8 protein-coding genes are annotated in these 14,623 nt (G+C 64.9%); all 8 read right to left on the reverse strand.

What is annotated here, in order from left to right; all coding sequences use genetic code 11:
- Nucleotides 1–148: 148 nt before the first annotated feature.
- On the reverse strand, nucleotides 149–3,514 hold the full coding sequence (locus tag VJS90_RS02390; RefSeq protein ID WP_324118728.1) for a glycosyltransferase: 3,366 nt from the start codon (nucleotides 3,512–3,514) through the stop codon (nucleotides 149–151).
- A 101-nt stretch (nucleotides 3,515–3,615) separates the two neighbouring features.
- A complete protein-coding gene (locus tag VJS90_RS02395; protein WP_324118730.1) occupies nucleotides 3,616–7,182 on the reverse strand; it encodes a glycosyltransferase in 3,567 nt (1,188 codons plus the stop codon).
- A 70-nt stretch (nucleotides 7,183–7,252) separates the two neighbouring features.
- Nucleotides 7,253–8,839 (reverse strand): flagellar hook-associated protein 3, encoded by a 1,587-nt coding sequence (locus VJS90_RS02400; RefSeq protein ID WP_324118732.1) that lies wholly within the window; start codon nucleotides 8,837–8,839, stop codon nucleotides 7,253–7,255.
- A 13-nt stretch (nucleotides 8,840–8,852) separates the two neighbouring features.
- Complete coding sequence (gene flgK / locus VJS90_RS02405) at nucleotides 8,853–10,898, reverse strand: flagellar hook-associated protein FlgK (protein WP_324118734.1); 2,046 nt, start codon at nucleotides 10,896–10,898, stop codon at nucleotides 8,853–8,855.
- A 12-nt stretch (nucleotides 10,899–10,910) separates the two neighbouring features.
- Nucleotides 10,911–12,110 carry a flagellar assembly peptidoglycan hydrolase FlgJ gene (gene flgJ, locus VJS90_RS02410; RefSeq protein ID WP_324118736.1) on the reverse strand — a complete coding sequence of 400 codons (1,200 nt, stop codon included), beginning with the start codon at nucleotides 12,108–12,110 and terminating at the stop codon, nucleotides 10,911–10,913.
- 9 nt (nucleotides 12,111–12,119) lie between these two features.
- Nucleotides 12,120–13,229, reverse strand: coding sequence for a flagellar basal body P-ring protein FlgI (locus VJS90_RS02415; RefSeq protein ID WP_324118738.1), 1,110 nt, complete (start codon nucleotides 13,227–13,229; stop codon nucleotides 12,120–12,122).
- 12 nt (nucleotides 13,230–13,241) lie between these two features.
- Nucleotides 13,242–13,937 (reverse strand): flagellar basal body L-ring protein FlgH, encoded by a 696-nt coding sequence (gene flgH / locus VJS90_RS02420; RefSeq protein WP_324118740.1) that lies wholly within the window; start codon nucleotides 13,935–13,937, stop codon nucleotides 13,242–13,244.
- Between the two features lie 54 nt (nucleotides 13,938–13,991).
- A partial coding sequence (flgG, locus tag VJS90_RS02425) for a flagellar basal-body rod protein FlgG (protein ID WP_324118742.1) occupies nucleotides 13,992–14,623 on the reverse strand: 632 nt, incomplete at its 5' end.

Here is a 14,623-nt window from a genome sequence, read left to right on the forward strand (position 1 = left end):
GTGAGCATTGACCAGCCGGAAACCCTCGTAATGGTATAGAGATGCGCCTGGCGACCTACAAGTCACGCCCGGAGCCCACGATCGCATATTTCCATGGGCCGTGCATCCCGCTTCTAGCGCCCGCCCCTCGCCTGCTTCCGCGAGCGGATCAGGGCAGGCAGGCGCTCATCAATGCCGGATTCTCCGACACAGGTACCACCAGCCTCACATCCGGGTGCAACCCGCCCAGGATCCGCGCAAGCGCCTCATCGGACACCAGCAGGCGGTCTACCAGCGGCAAGGCACCGCGCACAGCCTCGTGCTGCTCCCCGCCACGGGTCCAGGCCGCGGCGTCCAGCCCGCGAAGATCAAGCACCTTGAGCCCCTCATAGTATTGATGAAAATGCTGCAAGGAGAGCAGATCCATATGACAGATTTCACCGGGAATGACCAGCACGTCTGGCGCCATGCGCAGCAGGTCGGCAATCAGCAGCCGTTGCCGGGGCACCGTCACATCTGCAGCCGAGCCAAGCGCCCGCCACGCACCGGCCGCATCGGCACCCTGCGCGCTATCGGCCATCACCAGGATCATGGGCAGCGTACGCAAGGCAGGATCCAGCAACGGCTTGCGATCGACCTCGAAATCATTGCTACACAACGAGAGGTTACGGTTGTAGGCCGGGTCGTTGACGATCAGCGGCATCCAGCGCTGGTAGAAGGCGTTCTGCTCCCTGACGAAACGCTGGCGCTTGGCGCTCTGGCTCAGGGGATCGACCGTCGCCTGGCTGACGCTGCCTTCGTGCATGAGCACGGCACGTTGCGCCCAGACGTTGAGGTAACCCGCCTGCCCGACCTTGAGGCACAGGTCGACGTCGTTGTAGGACACGCCAAAGGCCTGTTCGTCCAGCCCCCCGACCTGCTCGTACACCGACTTGCGGATCATCAGGCAGGCGGCGGTCACCGCGCTGAAGTTCTGGTCGAGCCGGGCCCGGCCCATGTAGCCCGGGGCTTGCGGATCGCGCCTGAGCAGAGGGTGCTCCGCGGGACCACGCAGCCCCAGCACGACGCCCGCATGCTGCAGCGTACCGTCCGGGAAGTGCAACCGCGCACCCACGATGCCTACCTCGGGCCGTAGTGCGTGGTTGAGGAGTTCATCGAGCCAGTTGTCGTCGATGACCGCCGTGTCGTTGTTGAGCAGCACCAGGTACTCGCCGCGCGCGTGGGCGGCGGCGTGGTTGTTCATGGCCGAGAAGTTGAAAGGATGGGGATAGCGCAGCACCCGCAGCTTTTCGTCGCCCATCGCTTCGATACCGTCCAGCCAGCTGACGGCATCCGCTGCCTCGCTGAGGTTATCCACCAGGATGATCTCGAAATGCTTGTAGCGCGTGCGCTCCAGCACGGTTTCAACACAGCGTGACACCAAGCCCAGCTGATCACGCGTCGGGATGATGATGGATACCAGGGGGCGGTCGGCATGGCCATAGTTGATCTGGTATTCGCCGGGCCGGGCCTGCAATACCCTGCTCCGCTCGTAGCCTCGAACACGCAGATGGCGCTGCAAGGTGCTGAGTTCATCGGCGTTGCCCTGGCCAGCGTCCAGGTCGCTCACCAACAGCAGGTCGTCGATGTGGCCGATGCCGGACATGCCTTCCGACTCGATCAGCCGCAGGATGAAGTCGAACGCCGATGCATTGGGGAAGCGCGCGCTGTATCCACCCGCCGCCAGGAAGACTTCACGCCGAATGAACCAGTGAGCGGCCATTGTCCGCGGAGAGGACAGCAGGAGGTCAAGATTGAAGGACGGCCGGTACAGCGAACCCAGCGTACCGTCAGGGCGGCGCTGCAGTTCGTCGCAGTAGACGGCCCGGCACTGGTCGGCACCCGTCAGTTCCAGTGCCACCTTCATCAGGCCGGAGGGGCTGAACTGCACGCCCACGTCGGCGCACAGCAGCCAGTCCCAGGCGGCGCGCGCCACCACGCGGTTCATCTGGTCTTGCCACTGCGTCGGCTGCACCTGCACGAAATGCAGCCGATCCTGTTCGCGGGTTGGCACGGGCGGCCTGGCGGTCGTCAGCACCACGATCTGATAGCGCTTGTAATAGCTCTCAAGGACGGAGTCCAGGGTGACTTGCAGCGCGTCCATGTCGCCCTGCAGGTCGAGCAGCACGAGCCCGAACGCGGGGCCGTCCTGGCCAGCGATTGCCTGCTGCTGCTCCAGCGAAGGTTTCCAGGCATGCAGCCGCCCGTAGAGCAAGCCGCTCTGGCTATGCCCCATGATCCGCGCCTTGCCGGTTGGCTGAACCTGATCAAGACGCTCGATCCAGGCCTCAAGCAGGCCTGCGAGCGTCTGATCCTGGCGCTGACGGATACTGGCAAGCAGCCGCTGCGCCAGCTCGGCGTCGAATGGATACAGGTCCAGGGCCGCCTCGATGCGCGCGTCGCGATCCGGAGCAGCCTCGTTGAAACGATCGCGGGCCAACGCCTGCTGCCTGATCACCAGCGGCTCCAGCGCCTTGAGCTGCACGACGCCGGACGGCAACGCGAGGAGCAGGAAACCCACCCGCTCAAGCACGTCGAAGAAGGCTTCGTTGTAGAACGGCAGCTGCACGTACTGAGTGGGCCGGAAGGCATAGCGCGCGGCTTCCTGCCAGCTGTAACGGGCCTCGAACACAGGCTCTGGCTCGCGCGCGGCTTGCGAACGCAAGCACTCTTCAAGGGCCTCGAGCGCCTCGCGGACCAGGCTCCCCTGAACGCTGCCGGCGCCCGTCGACGTCGACAGCAGGCCGGCCATCAGCCCGGCAAAGCGCTCGCGCTCGAGCACCTGGTCCGGGCCGCTGCCCGCCAGGCTTGCAGGGAGAATCGCCTCAGACTCTGGATACTGGAGCACACGCACACTGTAGGCGATCGGCAGGATCCGGGCGTTGGCATTGAGCAGCAGGAACAGTGCCAGCCCCAGCGATTGGTAGCGCGCGTCGACAGCCGGGGCGACATCGCACCAACTGGCCACCAAAGCGGTGCGCATCACGGCACCGGACACCGGAAGGTAGTGCGTCATGTAGTCAAGCAGACGCCGGGCAGCGTCAGGGGCGTCGAAGTGTTCCGGGCCCTTGCGGTCGGCAATGTAGTATTCGACGCTGGCGCCCATGCCCCTGCCCACCAGGCTGTAGCCGAGGCAGACACCGTGGTCGGGGTGCTGCTCGAGGAAGTCCAGGCACTGCACCAGGGCATCAGGCACGCAGAAACTCTGCGCGTCGAGCAGCACCATATAGGGTGTCTTCACCTGCGCGGTGACGTAGGCGAGCATTTTCTGGGCGTCCGTGCACTCGGGCAGATGACGGTAGTCGACCTGAGGGATGCCCCCGCCGATGTCGTGCGCGGCCTGCTCCGAGGTATCGATGACCAGTATCTGGAAGGGATGGGAGCGATGGAACGCCACCGCGCGGCGCAAATCCGCCGCTTCGTCACCCGCCTTGATGACCAGCGTCAAGCGCTTGTCGAGAACGACCTGGGGAGTTGCCTGTGTACGACCTTGCATAAGTGTGTTCCATCCCATTGAAGCGTCGCCTCGGGTTGCTACCTCGAAGCCTGTCATGCCAGAACCAGACTGGCGTTTCGGCACCTGTGCCGCGACCCCGGTCAGTCGGCCAACCAACCCCGGACCCACTGGTCCAGATTGCCGTCACGCAGCACGAAATCGCGCAGTACGGCGTCGCGCAGCTGATCGCCCATGCGATAGCTGGCTGCCGGATCACTCAAGTGCATGCGAATTGCCTGTAGCCATTCCTCGGTGCTGTTGCCGAGGATCCGGGTACAGGGCAGATCGCCCCGATAGGCCTCGGTATCGGTGCACACCACCGGATAGCCGCAGGCACCGTACTCGAGCAATCGCAGATTACTCTTGCAGTCGTTGAAGATGTGGAACTCCAGGGGCGCCAGCGCGAGGTCCAGGTTCAGGCTCGCAAGCTTCGCCGGGTAGGCCTGAAGACCGATGACCGGGTGGAACTCATGGATATACGGCTTGAGCGCTTCGGGACACATCCCGAAGAACACCCATTCGACTTCGTCGGCCAGCTCACGCACGACATCGGCGATGACCTCCAGATCACCGCTGTGACTGGTTCCGCCGCCCCATCCCACCCGCGGCTTGCTGGAAGTGCCCCGACGGCTGTGCAGACCCGTCCACAGGTGCGGCGCCAGCATGTTCGGCACGACTCGAATGTCGGTGTGCATGTCTGACAACGCATTGGCCAAGGCCTGGGTGGTCACCACCAGCCGGTCGCACAGGCCTATGCCCTTGCGCAGGTGCTGTTCGATGTCGGCGGGCTTGTTGCGGGCATGCGTGTTCTTGCTCGGCGCCTGCAGGACATAGTCGTCGATTTCAAAAATGCGACGTGCATTGGAAAACCGCGCGATGCGTTCGATGTCACGCACCGAATCCTCGGTATGGCGCAGTTGCAGGACGACCACATCCGGGTTCATCCGCGCCAGTTGAACCGTGGTGGGCGATTCGTGGGCGACGCGCCCGACAATCCTGCCTGCGGCTTCCAGTTCGAAGAAGGGCTGCGATACCCGGTAATGCCCCACCGCCGACGCATTGATCGGCAAGGCGAGGACCGACGGCAGGACCCTCGCGCACAATGGATTCCATGCGCCATGCTGGCCTGGCTCCAGGCTGAAGTTAGCCGACATCAGGCTCAGGTTCGGGTTATAGGCAGGATCACGCACGACCAGCGGCAACCAGCGCTCGTAGAAGGCCTGGTGAAGGGTCTCCTGTTCATCCGGGGCCGCCGCTGGAGTCTGGTTCGCCGCCTTGCACAGGCTGGCGTGGGGCGTCCACACCACCAGATAGCCGTCTGTCCCAGCCTTGAGGCAGAGGTCGAGCGCGCCAAGCTCCCAACCCAGGTGCTGCGCGTCAATCCCGCCCAGGTCCTCGAACACCGACTGGCGCACCATCAGGCAGTCTCCTGACACAGCGCTCCAGTTCTGTACCACCTGAAGCCGCTGCAGGTACCCGCGCGCCAGTGCATCTTCACCCACGCACACAGGACCGACGGCATTATCCACGCCCAGCACCATGCCGGCATTGACGATCTTGCCGCGCTCATCCAGTACCCGAGCACCCACCACCGCCACTTCCGGGCGCTGGGCATGCATGACCATTTCATCCAGCCACCGAGGCTCGAAGACCTGCAGGTTGGCCGACAGCATCAACAGGTAGTCCCCGCGGGCCTGGTGAGCCGCGCCATTGATCATCCCGGCCACATCGCGGGCCTCAGACGCCTGCACGACCCGCAGCTTCGCGCCGCCGACCTCGGCCATGGCATCAAGCCAGCCCGCCATCGAGGCATCGCTCTGCACGGGAGCAACCAGCAGCAGCTCATAATGTTGATAGGCCGTGCGCTCCATGACGCTGAGCACACACCCCTGCAAGGCCTCCAGATCATCCCCGCACAGGACGATGATCGAAACCAGCGGCTCGGCGCCGTGCAGGTATTCGATGCGGTTGAGCAGGGGCAAATCGTCGTGGGACACCCGGTGCGCCACCTCCAGGCGACCCAGGTGCGCCTGCACGACGCGCTCGCTCTGCTGGATCACCGCATCGGTCGACAACCACTGCGCGAACCCGAGTAGAGACTGCACCTGTATCTCCGGGATGTGCTCGATCACCTGCGGGCCACGCCATTCGACCAGGCGCCAGATCAGGTCATGGGGCGCCAGCTCGCCAAACGCCGGGTCGAAGCCGCCCAGTTCACACAGCGCGTCGCGTGCAAAGGCCAGGGTGCGCCCGACGTAGGGGTAGCTGCGCATGAGATCGACATTGAAGTCAGGCTTGAACACCGGCTCCGCCGACTGGCCATCGACCAGGGCCCCTTCGTCGCTGTACATGCAGGCAAGGCCCGGGAGCACCGCGGCGCGCTCAGCCAGGATCAGCAAGGCCGACTCACCAAGCCGGTCGCCGGCGCGCAACAGGTAGATCCAGTCCGCATCGGCAACGCTGCCGATCAACGGGTTCAGCTGGGCCGCCCAGTCCGTCTCCGGCGCGACCTGCACCAGAGGCAGCGTCGAAACGACCGGCTCACCGGACAGCACGATGCAGCAGTGGGCTGGATAGAGCTGGGACTCAAGGCTCTCGACCGTCTGGCGAAGCGCCTCGGCATCCCCCGCCAGGTCCAGTATGACCGGCACGATACGCGGCTGGCTCGGCCAGGACGACAGTGTGTTGGGCAGCAAATGGCGCTGCGCGGGACTGAGGTGGCGGTCCTGCAGCCATTGCTGATAGACCTCGGCGTAGCTTTCGCAGTCGCTGCCGATGCGGCCGACCACGCAGGTCTGCCAGTTGCTGAGCAGCAGGACCAGGCTCATTTCCTGCCATGGCCTGGGCAACGCTTGTGCCTCGCTCAGGGGAATGTACTGGATCCACCCGTTGGCCGGCGGCGCATCGCCGCCGCGCGCCGCCAGCATCTGCTGCAACCACTTCCACTCTCGCTGCGCCGCGTCGGCGACGCTGTCCTGCCTGCTCAGACGCTGAGGGTGCAGGCGCTCGATCGAGGCGACGTCGCTCAACATGACCAGGTGCCCGCGGCGCAACAGGCAGACGAACAAGGCCTGGTCGAGCAACGCGACAAAGCCTTCATGCCCTTGCGTCAACGCCTTCAGCTGCTGCAGCGCCTGCTCGCGGCGCATCAAGGCGGCGGACAGGTTACCCAGAAAGTTCACCGCCCGGCCGTCAAGCATCGACAGGATGTCATCGCCTTTGAACAGGCTGTCGACGTTGGCGAAACGCGCGTTGGCAAGCCGCATCGGCAGCACATAGTTATCCGCGTCGGTGAACATGCGCTGGGACAGCACCAGGCTGACATCCGGGTTCTCCTCCAGCACCCTCGCCTGGCGCTCGATGCACAGCCCAAGCAGGCGGTCGTCATCACACAGCACCTTGAGCAGATCGCCCGATGCCAGCTCAACCGCCTGGATCAGGTTGTCGACAAAGCCGAGCCGGGTCGCGTTGCGCACATAGCGTATCGGTACGCGGGCATTACGCTCGCTGGCACGCACGATGGTTTCGATTTCGTCAGTCTGGCTGTCATCGCACACCACCACTTCCAGTCGCTCGTAGGTCTGCATCAAGGCACTTTCCAGTGCCATGGAGAAGAATCTCGGGGTGAATGCAGGGATGACGATACTGACGAGCGGCTGTTTGATCACGATGGGCAAACCTTCGGGGAGGAACGTGCGCTCCCGAGGGAGCGCAAGAGGGTCATGCGGGGAAAAACGGTCAGATGTAATTGACCAACGACAATGTCGCCACCTTGGCATACGACTGCAGCGACGCCTGGAGCATGTTGGTCTGCATCTGCAGGCGCACCAGCACTTCCACCGAATCGGTGTCGCGGATCGAGCTCTGGGTCTTGGTGTTCTCGGCGCTCACCGCCTCGTTGGTTTCGGCCTGCACGTCCAGCGCCTGGCCGCGGCCGCCGATGGAGCTCACCGAGGCGCTGACCTGGTTGATGGCGCTGAACACGTTGCCCATCGCCGAGTCCAGCGAGGCCTGGAAGCTCTGCCGCGACGCCGCGTCGTCGCCCACTGGCGTGGTCAGCGTGGTGCGCAACTGGCCGATGGTGTCGAGGATGTTCTGGGTCTGGTGGGTGTTGACCTTGATCGCGTAGCTGTCCCCGGCCTTGGCCGCGTTCGGCGCGCCCGAGAGCTCGAAGCTGACGCCCGCCGCGGTCGCGGTGGTGCCATCGGCGCCGCCGAGCGCGCCCTTGGCCACCGGACGGCTGTTGGCGGTGACCGGGTCGGCGTAAAGCTCGAACTCGGTGTCGCTGGTGAACTTGAGCACCGCGCCGCCGCCAGGGAAGGCCGCTTTGTACTTGTCCGCGTCGGTGATGCTCGCCGACGTCACCTGGCTCGACGACGGGTTGCCGGCACTGCGGGTGCCGGTGATCGAGTCGGGCTTGGAGGTGAGGCTGAAGGTGTGCCCCTTGATGGCATTGTCCGGATCGGCGCTGTCGCCGTCCTTGTAGCTCACGTCCAGGCGCAGGTCGACGCCACGGAAACTCACCGTGGTGTTGTCGGCATCGGGGTTGAACTTGCCGCCTTCGGTGGCTTCCAGGGTGACGTCCTTGCCGGCGCCATCGGTGATCTTGAACTGGGTGCTGCTGGTGAATTCGACGGTGTAGGGTTCGCCGCTGCGGAAGCGGTCGTTGTACACGGCACTGCCCGACACCTGGCCATTGGTCAGGCTCACGCGGCTGTCGGCAGCGGCTGGCGAGACCAGGCTGGTCTGGCTGCGGTTGGTGTTCAGCGCCTGTTCGAAGGCGGTGTAGCCGGTTTCGTTGGCGGCAAGGCTGAGCGTGTCGCCCACCTGCAGCAACAGGCTGCTCTGGTCACCCTGGTAGGTATAGGTGCCATCGGCGTTGCGCGCGTAGGGCGCGGTATCGCTCTTGGAGCCCGCGAAGCGGTACTTGCCGTTCTCGTCCTTGCTGTTCATCAGGCTGACCAGCTGTTCTTCCAGGGACGTCAGTTCATCGGCGTTGGCCTTGCGGTCGGAGTCGGTGAAGCTGGCGTTGCCTGAGCTGATCGCCAGCTCGTTCACCCGCTGCAGGATATTGCCGATGCTGTTGAGCGTGCTCTCGGCGGTGCCCAGGGCATTGCGCACGGTGGTGATGTTGCCACTGTACTGCTTGAGCATGTCTTGCTGCTGTTCAAGCTGCAGCAGGCGCGCGGCGCCCACGGGATCGTCGGCCGCGGTGCGGATGCGCAGGTTGTCGGAGGCCTGCTGCTGGGTCTTCACCGTGTTGGCGAAGTTGCGCTGGTAGTTGCTGCTGCTGCTGGTATAGAACTGGGTGGTGGAGATGCGCACGGTCTACGGCTCCTTAAAGGCTGTTGATCAAGGTGGCGAAGGTTTCCTGTGCCGCCTTGATGATCTGCGACGACGCCGTGTAGTACTGCTGGAACTTGATCAGGTTGCCGGTCTCTTCATCGATCGACACCCCCGACACCGAGTTGCGGCTGTCAGTGGCGGACTGGTGCAAGGCGGTCGTGGCATCGCTGTCCATGCTGGCCTGCGCGGCCTTGCCGCCGACGTTGGACACCAGCTTGGCGTAGGCGTCGGTGATGCTGATGCCCTTGCCGTCGGCACCCAGCCCGACCGTTTGCCGGGTCTGCAGGTCAAGCACCGCCTGGGCGTTGCGGTTGTCGGTCGAGCCTGCGCCCGTCAGTGCCACCGTGTAGTTGTCGCCGTTCTTCGGCGCACCGGTGATCGTCATCTCGAAGCTGAAAGTCTGTTGCGTGGCGCCGTCCATGATCGGGTTGCCACTGGCATCGACCATCGGCACGTTCAGCTGCAACTTGTTGCTCTGCCCAGGGACGATCGAGCCGGAGCCGATCGCGGTGCCTTGGGCGTCATACATCTTGTAGGCCTGGGGCGAGCTGGTGTCGTCACCGAACACCAGCTTGACCGGGGTGGAATACTTGATGCCGGCCTGCAGGCCGGAGCGCTGCGCCGCATCGTAGATATCCAGCTCGGACACCAGCGTCGGCTGGCCGATCTGGCCGGTGCCCTGGTTGCCCGAGCCGTTGGTGGCGGTCAGCGGCGACGACAGCGCCAGGCGCTTGGGATCGGTCAGCACTGACTCGATATTGGCGGCGGCGTTGCGCGTCGGGGTGATCTTGAAGCTGTCACCGGCCTTCACGGCATTACCGTTGAGCGACAGGCTGAAGCCCTCGATCACCGCGGGTGGATCATCGTTCAGGTCGAAGCTGCCCATGGCGGTGCCGTCGGGCAGCTTGCGCACGCTGTAGCCGGTCTCGCTGGTGAAGGTCACCTGGTAGTCGCTGGTGCTCAGCTTGCCCGTGTCCTTGATGGTCACATCAAGATTGCCGGAGTTCTTGTCGTTGCCGCTGCTGGCGATGCTGCGCTCGGCCTTGGCCTTGGCGCTGTTGATGTCGCCGAACAGCGTGGCGCCGAAGTCGCCATTGTTGTCGATGCCCTGGGACAGCTGGCTGTTGATCGCATCCGACACCACCAGGGCCACGCGGCCCAGCTCGTTGAGCGCGGGGTCGAGGGTTTCCTTGCGGTAGCGCAGCAGGCCACCGAGTTCGCCGCCGGTGGTGCTGCTGGTGATGTCCATCTTGGTCGAGCCACGGTTGAGCATCAGGCTCATGCGCGTCGGGTCGCTCTGGCCTGGCGCCACTTCCAGGGTCTGGGTGGTCTTGCCGAGCACCAGCGCCTGGCCGTTCTTGAGGTAGACGTCGTAGTTGCCTTCCCGCTCGACCACGTCCGCGCCAATCAGCCCGGTGAGCTCGCGCACCGCGCCGTCACGCTTGTCGAGCAGGTCGTTGGGCGCACCGGACACCGACGACACGCGCGAGATCTGATCGTTGAGGTCGGCGATCGACTTGGTCAGGTCGTTGACCTTGGTGGCGAGCGCTTCCATGTTGCCGTTGAGGGTGGTGTTCTGCTGGGTCAGCTGCGAGGACAGCGCGTTGAAGCGCTTGGCCACGGTCTGGGCGCTGGTCAGCAACAACTGGCGAGAGGCGTCTTCGCTGGGCTTGGCGGCGGCGTCCTGCATGGCGGTGTAGAAGCTCTGCAGCGCCGCGGTGACGCCGGTGTCGCTGCTCGACAGGGCCGAGTCCAGCGGGGTGATCTGGCTCAGGTAGGTCGAGGCGTCGGTGCTCAGCGAATTGGTGCTGCGCAGCTGGTTCTCCAGAAAGGCGTTGTACACCCGGCGCACGTCGGCCAGGGTCGTGCCGCTGCCGATGAAGACGCTGCCGTACTGCTGCGAGCCCTTGGTCTGCTGGACGTTCTGCTGGCGCGAGTAGCTCTCGACATCGGCATTGGCGATGTTGTTGCCCAGGGTATACAACCCGGACTGGGCGGCGCCCAGCCCAGACATGCCAATATTGATCAAACTCGCCATGGATCCAGCCCTTTAAAGTTTCGTTGTGGTACCGAGCGACGCATAGCTCTCGTACGACTTCATCTGTCTTGCGATCTGCGAGATCTTGCTGGCGTAGTTCGGGTCGGTTGCGTACCCGGCCTTCTGCAGCTCTCGCACAAACTGTTCCGGGTTATCGGCAGACTTCACCGCATCTTGATACCGGGCGTTGTTCTGCAGCAGGCTCACCAGGTCGTGGAAGCTGTCCTGGTAGGAGTCGTACGAACGGAAGGTCGCCGTCTCCTTGACGAACTTGCCATCGACGAACTCGCTGGTGATCGCCCGCGCCTTGTCGCCTTCCCAGTTGCCGCTGGCCTTGATGCCGAACAGGTTGTGACTGCTGCCACCGTCGGCATCGCGCATGACCGATTTGCCCCAGCCGGTTTCCAGCGCCGCCTGGGCCACCAGGTAGCGCGGGTCGATACCGATGCGCTTGGCGGCCTGTTCGGCCATCGGCAGCATGGTAGCGACGAACTCGTCGCTGTCGGCGAAGGCGCTCTTGGCGGGGGCCAGCGGCGGCTGGGCCACGGCGCGGCCCTGGATCTGCAGGCCGCCGGGCGCGGCGAAGGTTTTCGCCGGTTCCCAGTCACCCTTGGCGACCGCACTGCCCTGCACGCCTTGACGGGCCGGCAGCGCGGCGGTGTTGGTGACCGCCGCCGCGGCGTTGGCCGACGGCACGATACCGGCCAGCAGGCGGTCGGTGAGCTTGCCCGGCAACGCCAGGCGGCGCGAGTTGAGCGCGGCCACATCGTTGCGCGTGGCCGTGCTGCCTTGAGCATGCACAGGCTCGGCAACCCGGTTGCCCCACAGCGCCGGCTGGTTGCCGTCGACCCGCGGGAACGGGCTGGTGTTCGCGCCGCTGGCGCCCTTCTGCTTGGACAGCTGGCGCATCAGCACGTCCTGCAGGCCGATGCCGCCGCCCTCGCGGGACATGCTCACGGCCAGCTGCTGGTCGTACATTTCCTGGTACTGCTTGACCGTCTCGGTGTTCATCGGGTTATCGGCGGCCAGCACATCGCTGGCCTTGCGCGAGGCCTTGAGCATCTCGCTGACGAACAGCGATTCGAATTCCTGCGCCACCTTGCGCAGGTTGCCGTCGCTGTCGCGGTCGCCGACCTTCAGCGAGTTGAGGCGATTGAGGTCGGAATACGAACCGCTGTCGGCGGTGCTGGAGACCAGGCTCTTGGGATTCATCGCCAGTCCTCAGATCACGATCAGGTCGGCCTGCAGCGCGCCGGCCTGTTTCAGGGCTTCAAGGATGGCCATCAGGTCGCCGGGCGCCGCGCCCACCTGGTTCACCGCGCGGACGATCTCGTCCAGCGTGGTACCCGGGCCGAACTTGAACATCGGCTTGGCTTCCTGCTCGGCATTGACCCGCGAGCGCGGGACCACGGCGGTCTGGCCATTGGACAACGGCCCTGGCTGGCTGACGATCGGGTCTTCGGTGATGGTCACGGTCAGGCTGCCGTGGGTGACCGCGGCGGGCGACACCTTGACGTTCTGGCCAATGACGATGGTACCGGTACGCGAGTTGATGATGACCTTGGCCACGGCCTGGCCCGGATCGATCTCCAGGTTCTCGAGGATCGACAGGTAGTCCACCCGCTGGCTTGGGTCCATGGGCGCGGTGACCTGCACCGAACCGCCATCCAGGGCCTGGGCGACACCTGGGCCAAGCAGTTCGTTGACCTTGTCGACGACGCGCTTGGCGGTGGTGAAGTCCGGCCGGTTGAGGTTCAGGGTCAGGCTGTTGCCCTGGTTGAAACCACTGGGCACGGCGCGCTCGACGCTGGCGCCGCCGGGAATACGCCCGGCCGACGGCACGTTGACGGTGATCCGCGAGCCATCACGGCCTTCGGCATCGAAGCCGCCGACCACCAGGTTGCCCTGGGCAATGGCGTAGACGTTGCCGTCGATACCCTTGAGCGGGGTCATCAGCAGGCTGCCGCCGCGCAGGCTCTTGGAGTTGCCGATCGACGACACGGTGATGTCGACCACCTGGCCGGGCTTGGCGAAGGCCGGCAAGTCGGCATGCACCGACACCGCCGCGACGTTCTTGAGCTGCATGTTGCCCGAGCCTGCCGGCACCTTGATGCCGAACTGCGACAGCATGTTGTTGAAGGTCTGCACGGTGAACGGCGTCTGGGTGGTCTGGTCACCGGTGCCGTTGAGCCCCACCACCAGGCCGTAGCCGATCAGCTGGTTGGTGCGCACGCCGGAGATGCTGGCGATGTCCTTCAGGCGCTCGGCGTGGGCACCGAGGGCGAAGGTCAGGACGAACGTTGCGGCAATCAGCTGCCTGAAATTGAACATGGGCATCCTGACTCAGAAGGGCCAAAGCGGGCTGAGGAAGAAGCGGTCCAGCCACCCGGGCTGGCTGGCATCGGCGAAGGCGCCAGTGCCCGAATAGGTGATGCGCGCATCGGCCACGCGGGTGGACGGCACGGTGTTGTCGGTGGCGATGTCATCGGCGCGGACCAGACCTGCGATACGCACCAGCTCGTCGCCAGTGTTGAGGGTCATCCACTTCTCGCCGCGCACGGCGATGATGCCGTTGGGCAGCACGTCGGCCACGGTCACGGTGATCGAGCCGGTCAGGGTATTGCCCTGGGCGGCCTTGCTGTCGCCCTTGGTCGCGCGGTCGCCGCTGTAGCCGGCGTCCAGGCTCAGGTCGCCGCCACCGAACGGGTTGTTGGTGCTGGGCGAGGCGCCGAACAGCGAGCTCAGGCCGATGCTCGCCTTGCTGGTCTTGTCGACCTGCGAGTTGGCGCTCTTGCTCGCCGAGGTGCGCTCGTTGAGGGTGATGGTGATGATGTCACCCACGCGGAACGCCTTGCGGTCGCCATACAGGTTCTGCTCGAACCCCGCCTGGTAGATCGAACCGTTGTTGGCCGCCGCTGGCAATGGGGTGCGCGGCAGGACCGGCGCATAGTACGGGTCGTTGGGCTTGGCGGTCGGCGCGACGCAGCCAGCCAGCATCACCACGCCACCCAGGGCGAGAACGGATAACAGACGATTCATGACGCTTACCTCACGGTGGAACGGGGTGCTGGGGCGGCCTTGAGCTTTCAGGGCTTAGAGCTGCTGGGTAACGAACGAGAGCATCTGGTCGGCGGTGGAGATGACCTTGGAGTTCATCTCGTAGGCGCGCTGGGTGGTGATCATGTTGACCAGTTCTTCCACGGTGCTGACGTTGGAGTTTTCCAGGGTCTGCTGCAGGGTAGTGCCGAAGCCGTTGAGGCCCGGGGTACCGACCTGTGGCGCGCCGCTGGCGGCGGTTTCCAGGAACAGGTTGCCGCCGGTTGCCTGCAGGCCCGCCGGGTTGATGAAGTCGGCGGTCTGGATGTTGCCGATGACCTGCGCGGCCGGGTTGCCGGCGGTGGTGATCGACACGGTGCCGTCCTGGCCCACGGTGAAGGTCTGCGCTTCTGGCGGCACGACGATGGCCGGCTCCAGCGGGAAGCCGTTGGCGGTGACGATCTGGCCATCGGAGTTCAGGTGGAAGGTGCCATCACGGGTGTAGGAAACCGTGCCATCTGGCTGCAGCACCTGGAAGAAGCCGCGGCCGTTGACAGCCATGTCCAGCGGGTTCTCGGTGGTCTGCAGGCTGCCGGTGCTGAAATTCTTCTGGGTGCCGACGATGCGCACACCGGTACCGACCTGAAGGCCCGACGGCAGTTCGCTGTCCTGGGTCGACTGGGCGCCTG

It is taken from the genome of Pseudomonas sp. (assembly GCF_035277045.1).
GTDB lineage: Bacteria > Pseudomonadota > Gammaproteobacteria > Pseudomonadales > Pseudomonadaceae > Aquipseudomonas.